Origin of the sequence: Levilactobacillus zymae (assembly GCF_032190635.1) — a bacterium.
GTDB classification, from domain to species: domain Bacteria; phylum Bacillota; class Bacilli; order Lactobacillales; family Lactobacillaceae; genus Levilactobacillus; species Levilactobacillus zymae_A.
Window position 1 is genome coordinate 1,960,018 of the sequence record NZ_JAVLAS010000001.1, and the last position, 23,609, is coordinate 1,983,626.

Below are 23,609 nucleotides of genomic sequence, written 5' to 3' on the forward strand. Positions count from 1 at the left end.
GACGACCAACTCACAGATGTGTTTCACATCACCAGCGACACCCGCTTCCATCATCCGGGCTTTCTGTCGTCTAACTGGTCTGCTACTCTTCCGCTCAACGTTTTGTTTCATTGCCAATATACTACGATTTTTTGCGAACAGCGTCAAGCCCCATTTTAAAAATCACCGGCGAACCGCACCCAGACTAACCGTCACCAACCACGCAAAAAGGCCGGCACCCGTACGGTCCCGGCCTTCCGTTTAATTTTTATCCACGGTGGAACCAGTTGCTGACGCGATGCCAGTATCCGGGTTCCTCTTGGTCCTCTAACTTCATCAACGGCACGGTTTCCCCTTCTAAGCGCCGGGCAACGTTCCGGTAGCCTTGCGACGCAGGGTTATCCGTATCCATGACAATGGGTTCCCCCTTGTTTGAGGTGGTAATCACCGCGTCATCGTCAAAGATAATGCCCAATAACTCGATCCCCAGGTGGTGCGTGATCTCGTCGATGTCCATCATGGTGCCATCCTGCATCATATTGCGGCGAATCCGGTTGATCAACAACCGTGGTGCTTCCACCAACGGATGTTGTTCCAACAACCCGACAACTCGATCGGCGTCACGCACCGCTGAGATTTCCGGCGTGGTAACCACGATGGCGGCATCCGCTCCGGCCACGGCATTCATGAACCCCTGCTCAATTCCGGCGGGGCAATCGATCAGGACGTAGTCATACTTCGGTTTAAGTTCGTCCACGATGGCCTTAACTTGTTCCGGCTTTAACGCCGTTTTATCGGTATTTTGGGCGGCCGGCAACAGGTAGAGCTTGTCGTCAAACCGCTTATCCTTCACCAAGGCTTGTGGCAACTTAGCCCGGCCCTCCGCCACGTCAACGATGTCATAGATGATTCGGTTATCCAACCCCAAGACGACGTCGAGGTTCCGTAACCCAATATCCAGGTCCATCAAGCAAACGCGCTTACCCATCAGGGCTAACGCGGTCCCAATGTTGGCACTGGTTGTGGTCTTACCAACGCCCCCCTTACCAGAGGTGATCACAATTGCTTTTCCCATTCTAAATTCCTCCGATCCGGTTATAGAGCTTCGGGTTAATCTTCTTCAACTGTGTCAGATCACCGTAAGACAACACATGGAGATCGTTGACATACGCAATCGTCTGTTGTGAAGCGCTTAACTCGCCGTTTTCTACAATATCAAATTGTTCCGCAATTCGCACCTGTTGCGCGGTCTGCAAATTCCCCATGACTAATTTTGACTCGTCATCGGGATACCCCGCCTGTAAGATACCGGCCACGCTGCCCATCGAAAAGATGTTGCCCGTGGTACAGAGCTTGCCGCCCTCATGAATGGTGCCCAAAAACAGGACGTCACCTTGCATCTGAACGTCCTGTCCGTTACGAATCACTTTACTCAGTAAGTGAACATTTTCTCGTTCCTTCAGTTGTTGGGCATCCGCAATCGTCATGACGTTCGCCGTAATCTTGTGGATTTCAAAACGGGGATATTGACCGACTAATTGCTCGATCCGTTGCTTCTCAGCGGCCGTTAAGATGCGATCTTCCGTCAGAACGTCTAACGAAACTTGTCCGCCTTCCGTCTGCGAATCCGCCTTTAAATTCTCCAATAATGTTTTCAAATTAATCATGACTTGGTCCAGACTCGCAGATTGCTTGATGACCAAGTCATAACCGTCTTGCGTTCCACGTAGTACGGCAGCTTGCATAGCGTTCGTTCCCTTCAACCTATTTTAACCAATTATACACCCAACGAATGGGGAAATATAACACGACAAACAGTGCCAAATTTAAAGCCAGCGTAGGCCCTAAGGTCGTGACCAAAAAGGTACTTCCCGCCATACTGGTTAAATGAACCATTCGACTCGCTAAGTAGCTGAGTGCTTCAACCACGGTGATGTCGATGAAGTAAATCAGCAGGCCACTCAAAAAATTGGGACTAATGTACCCCACTACCAACCGCGTCAGGTAGATCACCAACGGGAAGATAAAGACGTACACCCCGAAAATTCCGGTGTAGTACAAATCGAAGATGGCCCCGGCCACCGCCGCCCACCGGGCAATTGGCACATCGTAACCGTCTTCAAATAAAACGGCACAAATCAACCACAAAACCACTAGGTGACTTACCATAATGGCTGAAGGACGAAACAGCTGAGTGCTAAAAACCCGACTGATTGACCCATCAATAAATAACATCAAAAATAAACCGATGGGGAATCCGAACCGTAATTTAGATAATCGGTACACGCGTCGTCCCCCCTATTGTTTCGTCACAGCAACCGTCACGATGTTTAAATCGCTCAGATCGGTTGCGGGCGTGATGTATAGCTTCGTTGATAGCCCGTAGTCATCACCGCTAGCCTTTGCCACTTGACCAACGTATAAGCCCTTCGGCGTCACCCCACCGAGACCACTAGTCACAACCTTGTCGCCCTTACTGATCTTCGCCTTAGTCGTAATGTTATTCATCGTAATCTGACCCGTATTGGCGTTAAAACCACTGAGCACGCCGTTAACCGTTTTGCCAGACTTGGTGGTAATTTGAACGGCAAACCGGTTCGCCGAGTCATTATTATCCGTAATCAGTTCTACCTTAGCGTTGGTTTTGTTAACCTCAGCAATCCGACCAACCAATCCCGATCCCGACATAACGGGCATGTTCTTAACCACGCCAGCCGATGACCCTTTATTAATCACAACCTGATTTTGCCAAGACGATGGCGTTCGGGTAATCACAGCCGCCGAAATGGCGGAATAATCGGTCAGTGAATCATTCAACTTAATCTGTTGCTTGAGTTGCTTATTTTCTTTGGCTAAGGTTTGATCACGAACCTTAGTCTGGGCCAGCTCACTGACCTGCTTTTTTAATTGCTGGTTTTCTTGATAGGTGTTGAGAAGCTCTGAAATCGAACTTACGGAGCCACTTAAGCCGTTCGCGGGCAAAGCCACTACCCGATCGGCCAGGCCAACAATGTCGTTACCGAACTGCTGAATCAGCGGTGGTGTCGAGCGCTTATTCCGAACCGCGACGGACACCGTCATCAAAGCAAAGCTAACAATCAAGCAAACAATGATGATCACCAGTCGCCGATTGAAAGAAAATTTCTGCATGTTTGACCTCCATCTTGTTTATCCGGTTACCCAACGGTGACGGACTAACCGGTAACAATAAAGAAGCGGGAAGCTGCCTTCCCGCTAGTCCCTATTTTTTCTTCATGACATCGATACTCTTTAAGGACTCACCGGTACCGGCCGCCACGCAATCCAGCGGATCATTTGCGATGGAAACGGGAACCTTGGTAGCGTCAGCAATCACTTCGGATAAGTTTTTAAGGAGCGCACCGCCACCCGTCAACACAATCCCGTGATCGATCACGTCGGCGGCAATTTCAGGCGACGTTTCTTCCAACGTTTCCTTAATGGCCGTAATGACACTTTGAACGGGTTCTTGGATCGCCTTGGCCACGTCAACCGCGGAGACTTCCACGGCCTTAGGTAAGCCAGTAACTAAATCGCGACCCCGAATCGTGGCGCCTTCGATCTTAGCTGCGTCCTCAACGGAAGCAGACCCGATGTCCATCTTCAGTTTTTCCGCCGTCCGCTCACCAATCAAAAGATTGAAGTTCGTCCGCACGTACGTCGCGATGGCGTCATCCAACTTGTCACCAGCCACTCGAATAGAGCGACTAGAAACGATCCCTCCGAGAGAAATGGTGGCAACGTCGGTGGTCCCACCACCCATATCAACGACCATGCTCCCGGTAGGATCCATGACGGGTAACCCGGCACCAATCGCCGCAGCAAATGGTTCTTCAATCACGTAAGCGTCACGTGCACCGGCGACCCGCGTTGCATCAATCACGGCCCGTTTTTCAACTTCCGTGACACCGCTAGGGACACAAACCATCACGTAAGGCTTACCACCAGAACGGCCAACCGTCTTTTCGATGAAGTATTTCATCATGGCAACCGTGGTATCGTAATCCGCGATGACCCCATCCTTCATGGGCCGAATGGCCACGATGCTAGCAGGCGTCCGCCCAATCATTGCCCGTGCGTCTTCACCAACGGACACAATTTCCCCAGACTTTGTGTTCTTGGCGACAACGGAAGGTTCGCGCAGAACGATTCCCTTACCGTCAACGTAGACAATCGTATTGGCGGTACCCAAATCGATTCCAATATTTTTCGTTCCTAATCCGAACACTGTGTTTCATCCCTTCATTGTCAACAAAATTATTAATGGATTTTTGTCTTATTCATTGATAGACGTATTATAACATACCTATCTACGTGAAAACACGTCGTCACCGATAAGAATACCGAACTTTACAGCAGAAAGAAATAGCAAAGAGTGATTTTAATTAGATTTTAAGACTTCAACTCATTCTCCCGGCAGCTCGCGGTTTATAGACCCTTTAAATGGTTAATTTTCCGCGGGGGTGTCCTTAAAGTAATGCCGAACCTCCGAGATAAAGTATAGTGACCCCGTCAGCAGCAGCAAATCCTCGGCCGACATGGTCCCCAGCGCCTGTTTTAACGCCGCGGGCCAGTTGGGGGCCATGGTCATCCGCTGGGACTGCGCCGCCGCGGCCTCCAACTCGGTAGGGGTCGCCGCACTCCGCTTGCCCGGCCCGCTGAACTGCGTCACGATCAAATGCACGTTGGGCACGGTTAGTAAGGTCTGCACCATTTGCGCATATTGCTTATCCGCCAGGACGGCCAGCACGATATAAACGTCGTTGGTCGCGAAGTGTTGCCGCAGCAATTGCGCCAACTCCACCATGGCCGGCTCGTTATGCGCCCCGTCAATGGCAATTAGCGGTTGGTTATTTAACCGTTCAAACCGTCCCGGCCACGCCGTATGGGCCAAGCCCTGCCGGATCACGGCCGTGGTCGTGTTGAGTCCTTGTGAACGCTGATAGGTCACAAACGCACTCAGGGCCGTCGCGGCGTTGTCGATCTGGTAGGCGCCCAACAAGTCAATCTGTAAATGGGCCAATTTCAGCGTCCCATACTGGTAGGCAAAGCGCTCCCCCCACTGGGCCGCGGGCTGATTGGTCACCTGAAAGTCTCGGCCCAAAGCAACCACTTGAGTGTGCTTTTCCGCCGCGGTCCGGTCCATCACGGCCAAAGCATCCGGAGACAGGCGCCCACACACAACGGGCACGTTGGGCTTAATGATGCCCGCCTTTTGGGCCGCAATCTTCGGAATCGTGTCGCCCAAGATCTTCATGTGGTCCATGCCGATGGTGGTGATCACCGAGACCAGCGGCGTAATGATGTTGGTCGAATCGTACAGACCGCCCAGCCCGACTTCGACCACCACCACGTCGACCGGGTGGGTGGCGAAGTAGCAAAACATCAGGGCCGTGTCGATTTCAAATTCGGTGGGACCCTTCTCGGCCAGCTCGGCGTCTAGCTGTTGCACGATGGGTTGGACCCGATTGACCAGGTCAATCAGCTCCGCATCGCTAATGGGCTGCCCGTCGCAACTGATCCGTTCGTTGAACCGGGTGATAAACGGTGAGGTAAAGGTCCCCACAGTGTTTCCCGCGGCCATTAAGAGGTCGCGTAAGAAGGCCACGGTGGACCCCTTTCCGTTGGTCCCCGCCACGTGAATCATCTTTAGGTGTTCCTGGGGATTCCCTAACAGTTCCATGAAGTGCCGCATCCGCCGTAACGTCGGGGCCTTTTTAAACTGATCGCGGCCGTGAATGAAGCGCAATGCTTCGGCATACGTTGTAATCAAAACTACTACCTCCCGCTAAATTCTCTGTGTTTCAGTGTAGCAGATTTTAGGCTAAACCGTTAACGCCAAAAAGTCCCCGTCGCTGGTTGGCACCAGAAACGGGGACTTTCTATGGTTAATGAGCTAACTAGGGGCCGCTTCCGCCCCAGTCAACCATTCATTTAAAGTTGCGCTTTGATTTCGGCTAGCCGGTCCTGCGTAGCGGCCAACTTCTTTTGGTTGTCCGCTTGCTTTTCGCGTTCAGCATTGACCACGTCTTCGGGCGCGTTAGCCACGAACCGGTCGTTACCAAGTTTCTTCGTGGCCCGTTGAACTTCGGCCGTGTACTTGGCGACTTCCTTGTCCAGACGTGCCACTTCTTCCTTGAGGTCCACCAGTTCGGCTAACGGCACGGAAATTTCGGCCGACGTGATGACCGCCGTCATGGCCAACTTCGGTGCGACCAAGTCAGCCCCGATTTCCAAGGCCTTGGGGTGCACGAACCGGTCGATGTAGTCGCGGTTATTGTCAAAGACGGCCTGTAACTTGGCATCACTAGTCTTGATCTGCAAATCGATCGGCGTGGACATTGGTGCGTTGGCTTCGGCCCGAATGTTCCGAACCGCCTTGATCAAGTCGATCAGACTGGTCATGTCACTTTCCGCCGGGGCGTCGTCAAAGTCGGGGTGGTCCACCGGATAGGCGGCCGTAACCAGCGACTTACCGTCATGCGGCATCGCCTGCCAGATAGCTTCCGTGACGAACGGCATGATTGGCTGTAAGAGCCGCAACGTCTGGTCTAAGACGTAGGCTAACAGGTCTTGCTTAACGGCCTTCGCCGCCGCATCATCACCGGTCAGCACGCTCTTACTCATTTCGATGTACCAGTCACAAAAGTCGTTCCAGATGAAGTTGTATAAGGCCCGGCCCGCTTCACCGAAGTCGAACTTGTCGAACATCTCGGTCACGTGCTTGACCGTGGCGTTCAAACGACTCAAGATCCACTTGTCGGTCAGGTCCCATTGGTCCTTAGCGGGAACGACCGGTTTCGTGTCCGCTCCTAGGTTCATGATCACGAAACGACTAGCGTTCCAGATCTTATTAATGAAGTTCCAAGCCGCATCCATCTTCTTGTAGCTGAAGCGGACGTCTTGGCCGGCCGTCGATCCGGTCGACAGGAACCACCGTAACGCATCGGCTCCGTACTTTTGGATGACGTCCATGGGATCGATTCCGTTACCCAGGGACTTACTCATCTTGCGGCCCTCTTCGTCCCGAATCAATCCGTGTAACAGCACGTGTTTGAACGGCCGTTTGCCGGTGAATTCGAGGCTTTGGAAGATCATCCGGGAAACCCAGAAGAAGATGATGTCGTAACCGGTGACCAGGGTGTTAGTCGGGAAGTAGCGTTGGTAATCGGCGCTATTTTCGTCCGGCCAACCCATGGTCCCAAACGGCCACAGGGCACTGGAGAACCAGGTGTCCAAGACGTCTGGGTCGCGGTCCCAGTTTTCGGGATCCTTCGGGGCGGTCTCGCCGACGTAGATCTCGCCGGTCTGCTTGTGGTACCAGGCCGGAATCTGGTGACCCCACCAGAGTTGCCGTGAGATGACCCAGTCGTGGGCGTTATCCATCCATTGCATGAAGGTGTGTTCGAACCGCTTTGGCACGAAGTCCACGGCGTTATCACCCTTTTGGTTTGCCATGGCCTTTTCGGCGAGTGGCTGCATCTTCACGAACCATTGCGTGGATAAGCGCGCTTCGACTTGCACCCCGGTCCGTTCGGAATGCCCAACGGAATGGACAATCGGGTCGACCTTCAGCAGTAAGCCCTGTTCATCGAGGTCGGCCACCATGGCCTTGCGGGCCTCGAACCGGTCCATGCCGTTGTACTTGCCGGCCTTTTCGTTCATGCTGGCGTCTTCGTTCATGGTGTTGATCCGTTCCAGATTATGCCGGTTGCCGACTTGGAAGTCGTTCGGGTCGTGGGCGGGCGTGATCTTCACCATCCCAGTCCCAAATTCGGGATCCACGTACTGGTCCGCGATGATCGGGATTTCCCGGTTGGCTAACGGCAAGATGACCTTGGTGCCCACCAGTTCCTTGTACCGGTCGTCACTCGGGTTAACGGCCACGGCCGTGTCCCCCATCATGGTTTCCGGCCGCGTCGTGGCAATTTCAATGTAGTGCTTGCCGTTAAAGGTTTGGTCCTTGTCGGCAAACGGGTACTTGACGTGGTAGAAGGCCCCCTTGTCATCCTTATGAATCACTTCGATGTCGGATAACGCGGTCCGGGCTTGCGGATCCCAGTTAATAATGTATTCGCCCCGGTAGATCAGACCTTGCTTATACAGGGCCACGAAGACCTTCTTGACGGCGTCGGAGAACCCTTCGTCCAGGGTGAACCGTTCGCGTGAATAGTCTAACGACAAGCCCATCTTGGCCCATTGTTGGTGAATGGTGTCGGCGTATTCGTCCTTCCATTCCCAGACCTTCTTGATGAATTCTTCCCGGCCTAAATCGTAACGCGAGATGCCTTGTTCTCGCAGCTTGGCTTCCACCTTCGCCTGCGTGGCGATACCGGCGTGGTCCATCCCCGGTAACCACAGGGTGTCGTAGCCCTGCATCCGCTTTTGTCGGATCAACATATCCTGTAACGTGGTGTCCCAGGCGTGGCCCAAGTGGAGTTTCCCGGTCACGTTCGGTGGCGGTAATACGATGGAATACGGTTTGGCCTGCGGGTCGCCGCTGGGTTTAAAAACATCTTGGTCTAACCAAGTCTGATACCGGCCCGCTTCAACGGCGGTCGGGTCATACTTCGTCGGCATTTCTACTGGCTTGTCTGCCATAATGGTCATATCCTTTCTCTTTGCCGGTCACAATGGCACGAAAAAAAGCTTCGTCCTAATCTTACATTAGGACGAAGCTGCCTTCGCGGTACCACCTAAATTGGGCGTTTAAGCCCCACTTATCTTCGTTGTTAACGGAGTGTGCTCCGGTACCGACCTACTTATTCGTTCAGTCGATCAGCTCACAAGTTACTTTCCCGGTGACCGCTTCACCACGTCCCAGCACCCGTGGTTCTCTGTCTCAAGTCATCACCGTTACTCTCTTGCTCACAGCTAGTTACTCTGTAGTGTACCCAATTTTAAGCTAAGCGTCAACTCGTGGCACTAACTTTTCGAGGGCCGTCAACGCGGCTAAGTAATCGGGTTCTTCGGACTGTTCAATCACGACCTGCCGGTAAACGATCTTGCCGGTCTTATCAATGATCCAAATGGACCGCGCCAGGTTGCCGGCGTTGGGCACGTATAACCCGGTTTCGTACCCGAAGGACAACTCTTCATCGGATAACAGGTCCACATTTTGGACCCCTTCGGCCGCACACCAACCGGTCTGTTCCGTCACGGAATTATTCGACACCGTATAGAACTTGGCCGCCGGATAATGGTCCGCCTGTTGGACAAATTTACGCGTTTGCAACGTGCAAACCGGGGTATCTAAATCGGGAACGACACTGATTAGGCTCACCTGACCAATCAGATTGGCCGTCTTCACCTTGTTATTCTGTTGATCAAACAGCTTAAACTTAGGTAATTGATCCCCTACTTCGGGGAGATTGCCCGCTAAGGCCATCTTCTTACCGAGTCTCGTGACTTCCACACAGATCACTCCTTAATGTTTAACCGGTCGTGACCGGCTATTAAGTCAATTATGACGCAGAGAGCGTCTAAAAAACAAGTAATTTGTAGGATAAATTCTCGGTTTTTTCCCCTAATCTTGTCCGGTCAATCGAACCGCATTGATCAGGATTTGGGCGCCCGCCACCATGGCCGTGTGGTCAAACGTCATCCCCGGTATGTGGAGTCCGGGCGTCAAGCCACAGCCTAAGCCCAACATGGTGCTGCGCCGTGCTAACCCATCGTAGGCGTAAAAGTGAAAATCGTCGCCCCCCTGGGTCGGAACCGGGTCAACTAACCCGTCGGCCCCCAGGACCGCCGTGATGGCCTGACCCATGGTCGCAATGGCTTGGTCGTCGGGAATGGCCGCCGGTGACAAGTCGTTACCATCCAAGGTGATCTGAATGTCGCCGGTCGAGACCGCGCGCATCGCTCGAAAGGCCTGGTCTTGCAGTTGGTCCATCAGGTCGTTGGTTCGAGCTCGCAAATCCACGGCAAAGGTCCCCTTATCCGGCACGATGTTGGAGGACTCACCAGCCTGAAACATGGTGGCGGTCACCGAATACGGTGAGTCGGTCGCCAGTTTGATTTGTTTAAACCGTTCGTTGAGGGTGCTAAACGCGTCGATCACGTTGGCTCCCAGCCAGGGCCGCCCGGCGTGGGCCGTCTTACCGGTAATGGTCACCCAGTAGGTCCGCGTGGCGATGTCGGGTAACAGCGCCTCGGCCTGGTGGTCACCTACCTCACTATCCGGGCATACGTGCAGGCCGTATAAGACGTCGAGTGGGCCGAGTAACCCGCTTTGAATCACCTTTTCCGCCCCGGTCACAGTCTCCTCGGCGGGTTGAAAGATCACCTTTAACGTCCCCGGCAAGTCGTCCGGGTGAGTCGCAAAGTACGTCACGACCGCCAGCACGATGGCCATGTGCGCGTTGTGCCCGCAGGAGTGGAGGACCTGGGTCTTACCCTGATAGACCTGCTTAAGGGCGTCAATGTCCGTGCGTAACCCGATGGTCACCGGTTGGCCCGGATTAAGCGTCGCAATCAACCCTGTCATCTGGGGAAAGCGTTGATAGGAGACGCCTAGTTGGTCTAAGCGTTGGGCCAGGTAGGCCGTGGTGCGCACCTCCTGAAAGGCCACCTCCGCGCAGGCCCCTAATTGGTCAAAGTCGGTATAAATTTGTTGCGCGTTCACTGTAATTGGATTGAGCATTTGGATTCCTCCTATTTCTGACTGGTCTTATAGGCCGTCTTCAACGAAATCCCTTGGGCGGCCGCATAGGTGACCCCCTTAAGTTGGGGATTATTGAGCCGGGCGATTTGTCCCTGGTTTAAGACCGCCACGGCCTGATCGGTCATCGCAATCTGATTAGCTTGTTTAAAATCAGCATAGCGTCGTGTCGCACTACCAGCGTCGACCCCATTAGCCCGGGTGTAGGCCCGGTCGAAGGCGGCGTTGGAATAGCTGCCGGCGTTGTTGTAATTGTTGGTATTCAGCAATTGGAAGAATTCGTTGAGTTCCGGATAGGATGCAATCCAGTTGGAAAACCCGATGTCGTAGCCCTGCTTCTTCTGCATGGTGGTGATGGCTTGAACCTTGGGTTGCACGTTGACCTTTAAGCTGAGACCCTTCAGATATTTCTCCGTGTTAGCCTGCACGTATTCGGCGGCATTCTTAAAGGTGTCCACGTCGTAACAGACTAAGTTTAGCGTCAGGCGGTTTACCCCTAGCTGCCGTAAACCCTTGGCCCAGTAACGTTTAGCCAAATTTGGATTATACGCCACGGCACTGGCCACCTTGGCGTCTTGCGTAAAGTCGCGACCGGTCTTGGGGTTCTTGGCGATGTCGGCCGGGGCCATCCCCGTGGGAACCTTGGTGCCGTTCTTCAAGACGTCGTCCACCAGGCTTTGCCGGTCGATGGCTAACGAAAGGGCGCGCCGAATGTTCCGGTTTTGCATGGCCTTGTGGTTGAAGTTGTAGGCCAGGTAATCGGTCTCCCCACTGGGATAGGTCAAATAGCCGGGGTTGGTCTTTTCTTGTGCGGCTTGTTGGCCGGATAAGACGATGTTGTCGAGCTTCTTGGATTGGTATAACGACAAGGCCGTCTGTGGCGACTTAGCGACCTGAAACTTAACGGTAGCTAACTTTACGTGCCGCCGATCCCAATAATTCGGGTTCTTTTTCAGCGTCCAACTCGTCGACGAGGCCGTCCAGTTCTGAACGGTATACGGCCCATCGTAGACCGTTTTCTTAGCCGAGGTGCCATAACCCTGGCCGTACTTGGTCACAACTTTTTGATTTAACGGTAAAAATGGCACGGAGGCCACTAGATACTTAAAGTACGGCGTTGGTGCCGTCAGCGTGACCCGCAACGTCGTGGCATTAACGGCTTGAACACCTAATTTATCGGCGGATAGCTTACCTTTCTCAATGGCTTGGGCATTCTTAATCGGTAAGAACTGGTAGGCATCGGCTGCCTTGGTACTGGGCGTCACCGCCCGGCGCCAAGCATACACGAAGTCCTTGGCCGTCAGCGCGTCCCCGTTACTCCACTTCAGGCCCTTGCGTAGGTGGAAGGTGTAAACGGTTTGGTTCGCCGTGGGACTCACGATGGCCGTAGCTAGGCCCGGTTCGACCGTGGTGCTGTTTTTCATTCGATACAGGCCCTCTTCTGCATTGTTCACGGTCTCCAACGCGCCCACATCCGTGATCATGGTCGAATCTAACGATGAGATATCGGCCTGTTCCATGATGGTCGCACTCTGCTGTGGGCTGGCGTCCGCCGTCCGCCCGCAGCCCGCTAGTGCGAGGCCACTGACTAAAACGACGCTGATTCCGACAAAACGTTTCAATTGATTTGGCATAGGTTTTTCCTCCTTGGTGACTGACGATCCCCTGACCGTCACTCCTGTCCTAACAATGCCTAATGGTGCAGACTATGGACCGTATGCCGATGATGTCGCTTTTGCTCGGCAAGGGTCGCGATTAAGTTAACCATCATCAATTGAAACATCTAGTCATCATCCTTTCTTTCATAAAAAAAGTCCCCGCAAAGACGTTAATCTTTGCGAGGACGACTAATAGCGTGGTGCCACCTCTGACTTCGTAATGACCTCACAGCCATTACCTCAGTGAGTTTTTAAAAAACTCCCCCGGTTAACGGCGAGGTCCGTTCAATCCTACTAAGCGTGACCCGTTCAGACCGACTGCTGGTAGCTGTGTTTCAATTCTGGTTTCACCCTTTCAGCCGTACGGATGATCTCTTAAGGTTAGAATTTACTTTGACTACTCGTTGCATTTCTAATTTAAAGCTCATTTTAGGAGTTTCTAACGAATTGTCAAGCTAAATTTTAGGCGATTCTGACCATAAAGATGGTCTCATTCCCTGTACATCAGCAACGATGAAGTATGAGAAGTTTCTAATTTTGCAAAAAAGAGTCGGGCGAAAACGCCCCGACTCCCGTGTTAGCTGTATTAATGACTTGATTTAAAGTAATTCCGCAAAAACGTCTTCGTTTTGGTTCAAGAAGTTGTCGCCCGGGCGAATTTCGGTAATCGTAATCCCGTCCAAGGCTTCCTTCATCAGGCCTTCCACGTCGATGTTCTTTTCGAACTTCCGCGACTTTTCCAGGTCCGGCCGCGTCTTGGGTGCGGGCGGCGTGAAAATCGTGCAGCAGTCTTCGTACGGCAGAATTGACAACTCATAGGTATCGATATCCTTCGCCACCTTGATGATCTCCGTCTTGTCCATCGACAAAAGTGGTCGGAGAATGGGCATCGAGGTCACGTCATTAATGGCCGCCATGCTCTCCAGCGTCTGTGACGCCACTTGGCCCAACGATTCGCCGTTGAAAATCCCCTTGGCGTGACGCATTTCGGCCACGGCCACGGCTAAGCGCAGCATCATCCGGCGTTGAATGGTCATCAGATAGCCTTCCGGTACGGCTTCTTTGATAGTTTCTTGAATCTTGGTAAACGGCACCTGAATGAACTGGATACCCCCGGAGTACTTCGCCAGCTTAGCGGTCAATTCCTTGGCCTTAGCTAGGGCCTGTTCGGAGGTGTACGGTGGACTGAAGAAGTGGACCATGTCCAGCTTCACGCCCCGACGCATGCCGTAATATGAAGCGACCGGTGAATCGATCCCACCGGACAGCATCATCACGGCTTTCCCCCCGGTGCCGACGGGTAACCCCCCGGCTCCTTGGATGGGTTGCCCCGAGATAAAGGCCCCATTCATCCGAATTTCGACCCGTAATTCCAGATCCGGATGCTTCATCTGGACCTGAATGCCCGGCACGTTATCCAACACCGCGCCCCCCAACATGTCGTTGAGTTGGTAGGTGTCGTAGGCAAATTCCTTATCCTGGCGGCGGGTATTGATCTTAAAGGTCATCCCCGGGTGAAAGTCTTCCTTGGCCATGGCAATCGCGGTAGCCTTGATGGTGTCGAGATCCTTTTCAACCTTAACGGCCGGCGAAAAGTTTTCGATACCAAACACACCCTTTAACCGGTCCATGACGGCGGCCGAATCGGCACCGTTCAAGGTCACGTGTAATCGGTCGTGTTGGGCCCGGACTTCCAGACCTTCAAAACTGCTGAGCGCCTTACGCACGTTATGTCCCAGTTGCTTGATAAAGTCCTTTTTGTTCTTGCCCTTCGTCGACAATTCGCCGTAGCGGACCATAATTTCGCTATATTCCATTGCGCGACCCCTTTCGTGATTTAGCGTAATTTCGCAAATTGTTGGTAGAGTTGGTCAAAGACCCGGTTGAATTCCTCGGCTTCCGCCATGGTGTTGTGTTCGTCTAACGAGATGCGCACCGCGCTGGTGGCAATCCCCTCGTCGATCGCCATGGCTTGTAGCGTACTGGACTCAACGTGTTTCTTCGACGAGCAGGCACTGGTCGTCGAAATGTAAATGTTGTGTTCCTCAAACGCGTGCACGATGGTTTCTCCACGCACACCCTCGATGGCAAAGCACAGGATGTGCGGTGCAAAGACGGGCAGGTCCTTAGAGAAAATCGTGACGTGCGCAAAGGTCTCAATGTGGTGCAGGATGGCCAACCGAATCTCGCGTTGCCGCTGAACCTTGGCCGCCTCATCGGTCAATAGCATCCGTAAGGCCTTCGCCATCGCCGCAATGGCGGGCAAGTTTTCGGTCCCGGAACGCAGGTTGCGTTCCTGACCCCCACCGGCCATCAGCGGCGCAATCTTCCGCCCTTGGCGCTTGTACATGAAGCCAATGCCCCGGGGCGCGTGGAACTTGTGGCCCGAGAAGGTCACAAAGTCGACCCGGTCGTTAAAGATCAGGTCGGCTAACCCCTTTCCAATCCCCTGCACGGCATCGATGTGCCAATGAATCTTGGGAAAGTCGCGCATCACAGTGGCAATCTCGGCCAGTGGTTGGACGGCCCCGATTTCGTTGTTCACCGCCATGGTGGACACCAGAATCGTGGTCGGCCGGATGGCGGCCCGTAAGTCGTCCGCGGAGACCCGTCCGTTGGCGTCGACCGGTAAATAGGTCACTTCAAAGCCCAGTTGTTTCAACTGTTCCATGGAATTGTGCACAGCGGGATGTTCGACCGCCGTGGTAATTAAGTGGTTGCCAAATTCGCGTTTAGCCATCGCCGTTCCCTTGATGGCCCAATTATCGCCCTCGGTACCCCCACTGGTGAACAGAATTTCACTCAGCTTAGCGCCGATTAAATCGGCAATTTGTTGGCGCGATTGTTCGAGGAGGTTGAAGGCCTGTTCCCCAAAATTGTGCAAACTAGACGGGTTGCCCCAGTAGTTAGCGCTGACCTTGGCGTAGGTATCGACAACTTCCGGTGCGGCCTTGGTGGTCGCACTGTTATCAAAATAAATCATGCTGAACCCTCTTATCTTTTTCTATTGGTTCGACTCCGATAGAAATTCTCACTTATTATAAACACATTCTGAAAATCCCACAAGCCTTGTGCGCCGACTCCTAGTAAAAAACGCTAATTTTTCGTAAGTTATCTTGCGAAAAATTAGCGTTTTCCCCTTAAGCCGTCGGGTGGTCCGTCTGCGCTTTAGGGTTGGTCTTGCCCTTGCGCTGGTAGTAGGCATCCTCTAAGCGTTTATACGAACCGGGTTCAACCCGGTCCAACACCGTCGCAATGGTTTCCAGGGCCTTGGCGTATTGGTGATCCTTTTCAAAGAGTCGCTTAGCCTCCTGGCTAGCCTGAGCCACATCGTCGTGACTGGCCTGGTACCGGTTCGCATACTGTAACAGTTGCTCCGCCAACTCAGCACTATCCAACAAATCATCCGTCTTTTCACTCAACGTATCTAAATCCGTTTGGATAATCAGGAGTTGCTTGGTAATGCGCTCCATATCAATCTGCGGTTGGTCCATGTCCGTGGCGAGTTGCTCAACCTCATCACGCACCACAAAGAAGTAGTCCAGGTAATCCTGTGGCACGCCTGGTAAATTCAAGTTTTCGACCTGCCGTCGTAAACTATGTAATTTGAAATCAAATTGGCGTAACGTTTCTCGCGCTTGCCGCTCTTCGTCGGCCAGTCCGGCAACGCCCTTTAAAATCTGCGCTTGTTGCTCCTCAATCTGCTTCAGATCTTTTTCCTGTTGTTGCTGATGTGCTAAGACTTCCGAATAGGTGGCCGACTTGCCGGTCAGGTCTTGAACGTCCCGTTGATAGATGCCATCGATGGCCCGGAGCTGCTCGTTAAGTTCCCGCGCCGTTTCCAGTTCCTGGTGATCCAGGGTATAATTTTGACTCAACCGGTCTAACTCGGTCAAAAGGCTTTGGTTTTGATTCTGGGCGTGGGCAATAAACCGAGCCACGTTATCCAGATTTTTTTCGACGGGCTGCTTAGCATCAATTTCGGTTTGCATCCGCGCATAGAGTTGGTCGATCTGCTCGGCAATTCGATCATTAATCACCTTCGCATCCGCTGGCCGCAAATCGGCTAACGTGGCCAAATTTCCACTAACCTGGTCGGCCACCTTCTGAACCAACCCCGGAATGTCCGTATCGCCAAAACGGTAGTGCTGAGCCGTCAACTGATCGTACCCGTTCTTTAATTCACTGATTTGATCCGGATAAATGGCCGTTAAATCCTTATACAGCGGCGGAATCGCCTTGATTAGATCCTCCAAGGATTCCGTGTCTTCTTTCAGCTGAGTCAACACGTCGGCCGCCCGTTCGTGGTCCCCTGTTTGGGTTAATTTCGTGAAGGTGTCAAAGTTGTCTTCTAATTCACTTAACCGTTCCTCTAAGCCGTCAATGCTGGGGCCAAAAGCGAAGTTCTTGGCCAGTAGCGTCTTGCGCAGTTCTTGATACTTCTGCTCTAAGTCGTGGACGGCCTGCCGATGCTGTTTGTCGATCTCTTGCAATTCGGCTAACTTAGCCTGAACGGTCTGAACCAACTCATCCGTCTGCTGCACCAACGTCGTGACCTTCGTGAGGTTCTGGCGTAACTGGACCAAGTTCATCCCCCGTGACGCATCCTTTAACGCCTTTAACTGGGTGTCAATCCGGGGAAACCGTTCCTTCGTGATATCGGCGTAGTCATTTTGTAACGCTTCGAAGCGTTCGAGTGATTGGCCGGTCAGACTTAACTGACCCACTAATTTAACTTCGTCGGCTAAGGGAATGGCGACCAGTGACGCCTTCTTATCCGCCAACACTGCGACTTGTCGGCGAATCCGTTGTTGATACGCGAGAATGCCCACATAGACGATAATCGCAAGTATGACGATTCCAATTAGCACAACTACCATGATTGACCCCATCCTTCATCCACATTTAACCGGTTTAACGAGTTGCAAAACCACTCGGTTCATTTTACAATTTAATCTAATTTCGATTATAGCATAAGTCCCGCGTGGGCTTCACTAGGTTTTGCGATTCTGTAAGCATTTTCTACCTATGTAACATTGACTTGACTACTGGAGGTTTTTATATGGCACAACCAATCAACCCTTTAATTACTGAACAATTAGACGCCCTCCTACACGGTGAGACCAATCTCACGGCTAACCTGGCCAACGCCTCGGCCCTGTTGATGCAGACTATTCCGGCCATTAACTGGGCGGGTTTCTACCAATATCAACCGGCAGACGACACGTTAATCCTGGGCCCCTTTCAGGGGAACGTCGCCTGCATGCACATCGAAAATCACCACGGGGGCTGCGGGACGGCCCTCGCCACTCAGACTACTCAGCGCGTGGCCGACGTTCACACCTTTGCCGGCCACATCGCCTGTGATTCGGCCAGTAACGCCGAAATCGTGGTACCGCTGACCTTAGCCGATGGGACCAAATTAGGGGTCCTGGACATTGATTCGCCGGAAAAGAACCGGTTTTCAGCGGCCGATCAGACCGTCCTAGAGGAATTTGCGCGGGTTTTACTCACACATGTTGACAAGGCCTAGGGTTTCCGGTTATACTGGTCGTCGTGTAAAATAATGCAGCAATGGGCGGTAAGCTCGTCAACAGATCATTGCGTTAAGCTCAAGAAGTAACCTGCGGCTGCAAGGGCGAAACTTGCAAAATGACCTGCACGAATACTAAACCCATAAATCGTTATTTTACTCCAAATAATATTTATTGGAGGATTCAATTTATGTCACGTTATACTGGCCCAAGTTGGCGAATTTCACGTCGTTTAGGGGTTTCCCTTTCCGGCACTGGTAAAGAATTAGCACGGCGTCCTTACGCCCCTGGTGACCACGGTCAAGGCCGTCGTCAAAAGCTTTCCGAATACGGGATGCAATTACGCGAAAAGCAAAAGCTGCGGTTCACCTACGGCTTAACGGAACGTCAATTCTACAACCTGTTCAAGCGCGCTGGTAAGATCAAGGACGGTACCCACGGGACCAACTTCATGATCTTACTCGAACGTCGTTTAGACAACATGGTTTACCGTTTAGGTTTGGCAACGACTCGTCGTCAAGCTCGTCAATTGGTTAACCATGGTCACATCACCGTTGATGGCAAGCGTGTGGACATTCCTTCATACGAAGTCAAGGTTGGTCAAGTGATCAGCGTTCGCGAAAAGTCCAAGGACTTAGCCGTGATCAAGGGTGCCGTTGAAGCCGTTGTGGGTCGTCCACAATACGTTGACTTCGACGCAGACAAGTTGGAAGGTTCCTTAACTCGGTTCCCACAACGTGAAGAACTCGATGCTGAACTCGACGACTCCTTAATCGTTGAATACTACAACCGTTAATCAGATTGCGATCTTCGGTTATCAAAAAGCTTCTGCCAATTGGCAGAAGCTTTTTTTGATCTCTCATGGTTCAGTGAGCCCGATCAGTTCCCGGTACACCGGGACTAGGGCCGCAATCGTAGTCTGAATGGTGGCTAACTGAGTGGCCGCATCGCCGGTAAAGAAGGCACTTTCCGGAGCAAACGTTCGGCCAATCAGCCACTCGGCGTGTTTTTGAGACTGCACCGCCATTAGCTGGTCCCAGCCGGCTGCGGTTAGCGGCTGATGCACCGTTTTATCGGTGTGGTCGTTCGCCCACTCGAAATTGGTGGGTAACGCGGCGACCGTTTGCGGATTGACCCGACCAATCACGGTTTGCCGGTCCTTGGCTTCTTGTAAGACCACCAGCCAGATGTACAACTGATCGTCCCACAGACCAAATTCAAAGTGTGGCAGCATCTTGTAACCCCGCTTAGACGTACTCAACGCCACCCAAGTATCCGGCGGTGGATTCTTGGTGCGCCGCCGATGCAACGCGAGATGTGGATAAACTGGCACCCCGACCTGCGCTAATTGCGGTTGTAGTGCGGCGACGGTAGCCGTAAACTTCGGATCGATAATGGCGCGAATCTTAGCCAAGCGCCCCGGCAATGTGCCGTCGTCAAACACCGCGAAGTCACTATCTTGATACATGTTAACACCCCCCAGGTCTTTGCTCACGGTTCGTTTCCATTCCATGTTATACTAATGCCACTATGTTGAAAAGAGGGAGTTACATGACGGAAAAAAGTTCGATGGAGCAGCATCTCGATGCCGCGATGTACGGGACACCCAAGATTAAGCCCGATGAACAACGACATTACCTCGGGACCTTTCGGGAGCGCGTGTCGCTGGCCATGACCATCGCCGAAGTCGTCGATCATCAGAACTTGGCGGCCTTCATCACTGAGATCACCGCTCATCCCGACTACCAAGTGATTTTGAACGGTCACATTGACCAAAGCGACTTAGGCCCCTACCTTAAGGTAGCCAGTCAACACAACGTGGCCTTTACCATTCGTCAGGATAACATTTACGGCATTGCCGATAGCGACCTAGGCTTAGTGGTCGCCGCCGCAACGGCGATCAACCAGTCACCCATCGCCCTAGCCAAGAAGTATCCGGACGAAGTCGCCCCCGTCCCTCACCCGACCAAAAAGTCGGGGTGGCTAGGTCATTTCTTAAATCACTAATTTTTAAAGGAGTTTTTATTTTGGCACAACCTTTAGCCTACCGGATGCGACCACGACGGTTAGAAGACGTGGTCGGGCAGCAGGACTTGGTGGGCCCCGGCAAAATCATCGCTCGCATGGTCGCCGCCAAGCTCCTGTCTTCCATGATTCTCTACGGCCCCCCTGGTACCGGTAAGACCAGTATCGCTAGCGCCATTGCCGGTTCTACCAAATACGCTTTTCGTAAGCTGAACGCGGCGACAGATTCCAAAAAGGATCTACAGGTCGTGGCTGAAGAGGCCAAGATGAGTGGGACCGTGATTTTATTACTCGATGAAATTCACCGGCTAGATAAAACCAAGCAGGACTTTTTACTCCCCCACCTTGAAAGTGGTCGGATCATCCTGATCGGCGCCACCACCGAGAATCCATACCTCAATATCAACCCGGCGATTCGGAGTAGAACCCAGATTTTCGAGGTACACCCGCTCACCCATACCGATATCGTGACCGCCCTTAACCGCGCCTTGACCGATACCGAACGGGGACTCGGCACGTTACCTTTGACCGTCGATCCGGCCGCACTCGACTTCATGGCGGACGCAACCAACGGCGACCTGCGCAGCGCCCTTAACGGGTTAGAACTCGCCGCGCAATCCACGCCCCCCACCGAATCGGACCAACGGATTCACGTGACCTTACCCGTGGCCGAGGAATGCTTTCAACGTAAAGCCCTGCTGGGTGATAAAAACGGAGACGCCCACTACGACGTCATCTCCGCCTTTCAAAAATCGATTCGCGGTAGTGACACCGATGCGGCGTTACACTACCTCGCACAGTTGGTCGCGGCCGGTGACCTCCCGTCGATCTGTCGGCGGTTAATGGTCATTGCTTACGAAGACGTGGGCTTAGCCAACCTCCCCGCCGCGGCTCGGACCGTCCAAGCGGTTCAAGCCGCGCAACAATTGGGGCTCCCCGAGGGGCGGATTCCGTTAGCCGATGCGGTGATTGAGCTCTGCCTATCGCCGAAATCCAACTCCGGCATCGCCGCCATTGACGCTGCCTTAGCCGACGTTCAAAACGGCCACAGCGGCAACATTCCCAACCACCTTAAAGATGCCCACTACGCCGGCGCCAAAAAGCTGGGACACGGCACCACCTACAAGTTTCCTCACGACTTTCCCAACGATTGGGTTCAGCAACAATACCTCCCCGATACGCTGCGTCAGGCACAATACTACCAGCCGAAATCCAACGGAAAGTTTGAGCAGCAACTCGGTGCTCAGTATCAACGGCTGCGTCAGGCCAACTATCACGATAATTGATATTTAAAAATTTATATGCTAAGATACTAGTGACTCTAAGGTGTACGCGTTGTCTTACTACAAGTTGCCGAACAAGTAATTTTTAAACGGGATCGCCATATGATAACGTCAATGACAAGCCTTTTCACTTGGTAGTCAGAAGCGTTATTTCGCCTTCCCCCCTGCATTGTCATCGCGGGTCAACATGACTGGACAATTAACGGCACCACTTAGATCACTAAAGCCTTGTGCTTTGAGGACCATTCCTTTGAATGGCCCTTTTCTTTTGGGCGTTTTTCTGACTTGCGGAATCGTTAGCGAGCTAGTAAACTAGTTTTCAGCTTACAGAGTTTAAGGAGGAACTGTTTCCGTGGCAATTACGATATTAATGATCTGTTATACCCTATTATCTTTGGGGATCGGCTGGTACCTATTCAGTCACCGGCAAAAGCCCTTTCTGGTCTTTCATCCTGAAAGCACCCCAGCGCTCAGTCGCGTGGTCGCGGTTGGTGGGATCCTATTAATGGTGATTGGGCTCAGTGCCGCCATCGCAACGGTGCTGAACAACACCATTTTCATTTCCATGACGCTGCTGGTGGGTGTCATCGTCGTCGTCGGTTTACAATTATTCCTCGTCCATTGGTTTCCCAAGGGCGAGTAACCGGTTACAATTTTTCTCACTTTTTTGCCATTTTACTTTTTATTTCTGCGGAAATAACGTATCATGAAAGTATCAAGTAATGAGAGGTGAATATATATGTTACAACAATACAAGCACATTTTAGTCCCCGTCGATGGCTCTTACGAAGCCGAATTAGCTTTCAAGAAGGCCGTTGCCGTGGCTAAACGTAACGATGCTGATTTACATCTCGTTCACGTTGTCGATACCCGCGCTTTCCAAAACATCTCGAGCTTCGATACCAGCATGGTCGAACAAGTGACCGAGACGGCGAAAAAGACGTTAGACAAATATGTTGCGGATGCCAAAGCCGATGGCCTCGAAAAGATTGATTACGCCATCGAATACGGTGCTCCCAAGACCATCATTGCCCGGGATGTCCCTCGGGATAACGATACAGATTTGATTATGATTGGGGCCACCGGACTTAACGCGGTAGAGCGGCTCTTAATCGGGTCCGTCACGGAATACGTGACGCGGACGGCTATCTGCGACGTTATTGTGGTGCGGACGGATCTGAACAACCAACCCGCCAAAACCACTCCACAAAACTAACCAGCCATTATCCAACCGGTTCAGGGTCAACCTGAACCGGTTTTTTGGACCCTCAATAGTAGCCTGAAACCGCACTTTAACTACTAAGTTGTTCGACCGCCAATCTGGACTGCGTCTTAGTCTGGATGACCTCAACTAGGGTCCCGAACCCGGGGCTCACGCTCAGGGAATCGTTTAACCTTAAATCGGCAATTATTCCCAATTCAGGAATAATTGCCGATTTGACGTTCATATTCATCAACTAACTGACCGCTACCCTAATTAATCCGGTAAAAGTGACCCCACCGTCTGACCTAAACGTTGTTGCAATGCCACGTTATGGGTCACTACGGCGAGGGTCTGCGCAATTGCCAGACTCCGCTTAGCCGCCGTAGTCGCAAGTAGAGCTTGTTCCGCTTGCCCCTTTAATTCGTATAAGACATCGATTAAGTACAGTGAATCCTGTTGTTTAACCACCTGCAATGCGGCTGCGACGTTTTCATTAACTAGTTGCGGTTGTTCTAATTGCAGGTATAGCTGAGCAATCCGGTAACGTGCCCATACCAGGCGTTTGAACTCCTCTTCTTCGTGCCATTCGTAATTATCGAGGTACGTCATGGCTTCGCGTAAGTAATAGTGGACCTTCTCGTATTCCTTCCGTTCCAGGTAAGCCGCCGCCATCCCAACGTTCCCCACAATGGCGTAGAGATCCCACGGCATCCGGTACGACCGGTGCAACAATAAGTTGAAGTGAAAAATGGCTTCATCGGGGCGTTGGCGGGCCCCAATCTCGATAAAGCCGCGGTAATAGTGGTACCGTTCCCGGTCAAAAGCATTCTGGACACTAGCCATATCCATTTGTTCTAACAACCGGTCGGCACCATGGTAATCGCCAAAACGCACGGCCCGCGATACCCGACTAAATTGATCGTCTAGCCCGCTCCCCATGCCGGCTAAAATATCTTCCAACGAAACGTTCAAGCGCCGGCAGATCTGTAAAATAATCTTAATGCTGGGTACCTTATTTTTCTTCTCCATTAGGCTGACCGTCGCTTGTGTGCAAATGCCCTCGGCTAATTCCTGTTGCGATAAATTCTTTTGCTTACGGTATTGTTTGAGCTTGTCCCCTAGTAAGCGCATCTCATATCTCCTCTGAAAACTTGTCTGGTTAATCAACAGTTTTTTCGATAAAGACGAACGTTTTTCTACAAAGAATTTAATATATTAACATAATTTTCTTTGTATTCTCCTAAT

The 23,609-nt window shown here is 52.2% G+C and carries 21 protein-coding genes and 2 other annotated features (1 of these 23 running past the window's edge); of the genes, 6 read left to right on the plus strand and 15 right to left on the minus strand.

Translation table 11 applies throughout. The features are described 5' to 3' along the window. Nucleotides 1-107: a binding site (T-box leader), on the minus strand; it reaches 122 nt to the left of the window's first position. A 140-nt stretch (nucleotides 108-247) separates the two neighbouring features. The 13 genes from minD to ezrA all read right to left on the minus strand — a co-directional run bounded on the left by minD (nucleotide 248) and on the right by ezrA (nucleotide 17,198). Then, nucleotides 248-1,054 (minus strand): septum site-determining protein MinD, encoded by an 807-nt coding sequence (gene minD / locus RI501_RS09265; protein WP_313821960.1) that lies wholly within the window; start codon nucleotides 1,052-1,054, stop codon nucleotides 248-250. Nucleotide 1,055: 1 nt separating this feature from the next. Beyond that, complete coding sequence (locus RI501_RS09270; RefSeq protein WP_313821962.1) at nucleotides 1,056-1,724, minus strand: septum site-determining protein MinC; 669 nt, start codon at nucleotides 1,722-1,724, stop codon at nucleotides 1,056-1,058. 19 nt (nucleotides 1,725-1,743) lie between these two features. Further along, nucleotides 1,744-2,265, minus strand: a complete 522-nt coding sequence (gene mreD, locus RI501_RS09275; RefSeq protein ID WP_313821964.1) for a rod shape-determining protein MreD — start codon at nucleotides 2,263-2,265, stop codon at nucleotides 1,744-1,746. A gap of 12 nt (nucleotides 2,266-2,277) precedes the next feature. Then, a complete protein-coding gene (mreC, locus tag RI501_RS09280; protein ID WP_313821966.1) occupies nucleotides 2,278-3,129 on the minus strand; it encodes a rod shape-determining protein MreC in 852 nt (283 codons plus the stop codon). Between the two features lie 91 nt (nucleotides 3,130-3,220). Beyond that, entirely contained in the window at nucleotides 3,221-4,225 is a 1,005-nt protein-coding gene (locus RI501_RS09285) for a rod shape-determining protein (RefSeq protein WP_313821968.1), read from the minus strand. 219 nt (nucleotides 4,226-4,444) lie between these two features. After that, the gene (locus tag RI501_RS09290) at nucleotides 4,445-5,770 is read right to left on the minus strand and encodes a bifunctional folylpolyglutamate synthase/dihydrofolate synthase (protein ID WP_313821970.1); all 1,326 of its coding nucleotides are present in this window, start codon (nucleotides 5,768-5,770) and stop codon (nucleotides 4,445-4,447) included. Nucleotides 5,771-5,931: 161 nt separating this feature from the next. Then, nucleotides 5,932-8,598, minus strand: a complete 2,667-nt coding sequence (locus tag RI501_RS09295) for a valine--tRNA ligase (RefSeq protein WP_313823198.1) — start codon at nucleotides 8,596-8,598, stop codon at nucleotides 5,932-5,934. A gap of 64 nt (nucleotides 8,599-8,662) precedes the next feature. Then, nucleotides 8,663-8,878 (minus strand) — a binding site (T-box leader). A 24-nt stretch (nucleotides 8,879-8,902) separates the two neighbouring features. Further along, nucleotides 8,903-9,412, minus strand: a complete 510-nt coding sequence (locus RI501_RS09300; RefSeq protein ID WP_313821972.1) for a thiol peroxidase — start codon at nucleotides 9,410-9,412, stop codon at nucleotides 8,903-8,905. A gap of 111 nt (nucleotides 9,413-9,523) precedes the next feature. Then, the gene (locus RI501_RS09305) at nucleotides 9,524-10,642 is read right to left on the minus strand and encodes an amidohydrolase (protein ID WP_313821974.1); all 1,119 of its coding nucleotides are present in this window, start codon (nucleotides 10,640-10,642) and stop codon (nucleotides 9,524-9,526) included. An 11-nt stretch (nucleotides 10,643-10,653) separates the two neighbouring features. Next, nucleotides 10,654-12,294, minus strand: a complete 1,641-nt coding sequence (locus RI501_RS09310; protein ID WP_313821976.1) for a peptide ABC transporter substrate-binding protein — start codon at nucleotides 12,292-12,294, stop codon at nucleotides 10,654-10,656. 623 nt (nucleotides 12,295-12,917) lie between these two features. Beyond that, entirely contained in the window at nucleotides 12,918-14,135 is a 1,218-nt protein-coding gene (thiI, locus tag RI501_RS09315) for a tRNA uracil 4-sulfurtransferase ThiI (RefSeq protein WP_313821978.1), read from the minus strand. A gap of 20 nt (nucleotides 14,136-14,155) precedes the next feature. After that, nucleotides 14,156-15,301: a cysteine desulfurase family protein gene (locus RI501_RS09320; protein ID WP_313821980.1), complete on the minus strand. Its 1,146-nt coding sequence runs from the start codon at nucleotides 15,299-15,301 to the stop codon at nucleotides 14,156-14,158. A 157-nt stretch (nucleotides 15,302-15,458) separates the two neighbouring features. Beyond that, a complete protein-coding gene (gene ezrA / locus RI501_RS09325) occupies nucleotides 15,459-17,198 on the minus strand; it encodes a septation ring formation regulator EzrA (protein WP_313821982.1) in 1,740 nt (579 codons plus the stop codon). 182 nt (nucleotides 17,199-17,380) lie between these two features. On the opposite strand from ezrA, the gene RI501_RS09330 reads away from it, so the two are divergent. Both RI501_RS09330 and rpsD read left to right on the plus strand, forming a co-directional pair. After that, nucleotides 17,381-17,851 (plus strand): GAF domain-containing protein, encoded by a 471-nt coding sequence (locus RI501_RS09330; RefSeq protein ID WP_313821983.1) that lies wholly within the window; start codon nucleotides 17,381-17,383, stop codon nucleotides 17,849-17,851. A gap of 191 nt (nucleotides 17,852-18,042) precedes the next feature. Beyond that, a complete protein-coding gene (gene rpsD, locus RI501_RS09335) occupies nucleotides 18,043-18,648 on the plus strand; it encodes a 30S ribosomal protein S4 (RefSeq protein WP_313821985.1) in 606 nt (201 codons plus the stop codon). 63 nt (nucleotides 18,649-18,711) lie between these two features. Here rpsD and RI501_RS09340 read toward each other — a convergent pair whose 3' ends face one another. Next, a complete protein-coding gene (locus RI501_RS09340; RefSeq protein WP_313821987.1) occupies nucleotides 18,712-19,320 on the minus strand; it encodes a DUF1054 family protein in 609 nt (202 codons plus the stop codon). An 83-nt stretch (nucleotides 19,321-19,403) separates the two neighbouring features. Between RI501_RS09340 and RI501_RS09345 the strand changes: the two genes are divergently transcribed. From RI501_RS09345 to RI501_RS09360, 4 genes are all read left to right on the plus strand, one after another. After that, entirely contained in the window at nucleotides 19,404-19,859 is a 456-nt protein-coding gene (locus tag RI501_RS09345; protein ID WP_313821989.1) for a YueI family protein, read from the plus strand. A 20-nt stretch (nucleotides 19,860-19,879) separates the two neighbouring features. Further along, on the plus strand, nucleotides 19,880-21,163 hold the full coding sequence (locus tag RI501_RS09350) for a replication-associated recombination protein A (protein WP_313821991.1): 1,284 nt from the start codon (nucleotides 19,880-19,882) through the stop codon (nucleotides 21,161-21,163). A gap of 349 nt (nucleotides 21,164-21,512) precedes the next feature. Beyond that, complete coding sequence (locus tag RI501_RS09355; protein ID WP_313821992.1) at nucleotides 21,513-21,803, plus strand: hypothetical protein; 291 nt, start codon at nucleotides 21,513-21,515, stop codon at nucleotides 21,801-21,803. Nucleotides 21,804-21,899: 96 nt separating this feature from the next. Next, on the plus strand, nucleotides 21,900-22,376 hold the full coding sequence (locus RI501_RS09360; protein WP_313821994.1) for a universal stress protein: 477 nt from the start codon (nucleotides 21,900-21,902) through the stop codon (nucleotides 22,374-22,376). Nucleotides 22,377-22,637: 261 nt separating this feature from the next. Here RI501_RS09360 and RI501_RS09365 read toward each other — a convergent pair whose 3' ends face one another. Further along, nucleotides 22,638-23,495 carry a helix-turn-helix transcriptional regulator gene (locus RI501_RS09365; protein ID WP_313821996.1) on the minus strand — a complete coding sequence of 286 codons (858 nt, stop codon included), beginning with the start codon at nucleotides 23,493-23,495 and terminating at the stop codon, nucleotides 22,638-22,640. Nucleotides 23,496-23,609 lie beyond the last annotated feature (114 nt).

Coding starts and splice junctions, on each gene's coding strand:
- minD (WP_313821960.1), bottom strand. CDS start 1,054: ATGGGAAAAGCAATTGTGATCACCTCTGGTAAGGGGGGCGTTGGTAAG.
- RI501_RS09270 (WP_313821962.1), bottom strand. CDS start 1,724: ATGCAAGCTGCCGTACTACGTGGAACGCAAGACGGTTATGACTTGGTC.
- mreC (WP_313821966.1), bottom strand. CDS start 3,129: ATGCAGAAATTTTCTTTCAATCGGCGACTGGTGATCATCATTGTTTGC.
- RI501_RS09295 (WP_313823198.1), bottom strand. CDS start 8,598: ATGGCAGACAAGCCAGTAGAAATGCCGACGAAGTATGACCCGACCGCC.
- RI501_RS09305 (WP_313821974.1), bottom strand. CDS start 10,642: ATGCTCAATCCAATTACAGTGAACGCGCAACAAATTTATACCGACTTT.
- RI501_RS09310 (WP_313821976.1), bottom strand. CDS start 12,294: ATGCCAAATCAATTGAAACGTTTTGTCGGAATCAGCGTCGTTTTAGTC.
- thiI (WP_313821978.1), bottom strand. CDS start 14,135: ATGGAATATAGCGAAATTATGGTCCGCTACGGCGAATTGTCGACGAAG.
- RI501_RS09320 (WP_313821980.1), bottom strand. CDS start 15,301: ATGATTTATTTTGATAACAGTGCGACCACCAAGGCCGCACCGGAAGTT.
- ezrA (WP_313821982.1), bottom strand. CDS start 17,198: ATGGTAGTTGTGCTAATTGGAATCGTCATACTTGCGATTATCGTCTAT.
- RI501_RS09330 (WP_313821983.1), top strand. CDS start 17,381: ATGGCACAACCAATCAACCCTTTAATTACTGAACAATTAGACGCCCTC.
- rpsD (WP_313821985.1), top strand. CDS start 18,043: ATGTCACGTTATACTGGCCCAAGTTGGCGAATTTCACGTCGTTTAGGG.
- RI501_RS09340 (WP_313821987.1), bottom strand. CDS start 19,320: ATGTATCAAGATAGTGACTTCGCGGTGTTTGACGACGGCACATTGCCG.
- RI501_RS09345 (WP_313821989.1), top strand. CDS start 19,404: ATGACGGAAAAAAGTTCGATGGAGCAGCATCTCGATGCCGCGATGTAC.
- RI501_RS09360 (WP_313821994.1), top strand. CDS start 21,900: ATGTTACAACAATACAAGCACATTTTAGTCCCCGTCGATGGCTCTTAC.
- RI501_RS09365 (WP_313821996.1), bottom strand. CDS start 23,495: ATGCGCTTACTAGGGGACAAGCTCAAACAATACCGTAAGCAAAAGAAT.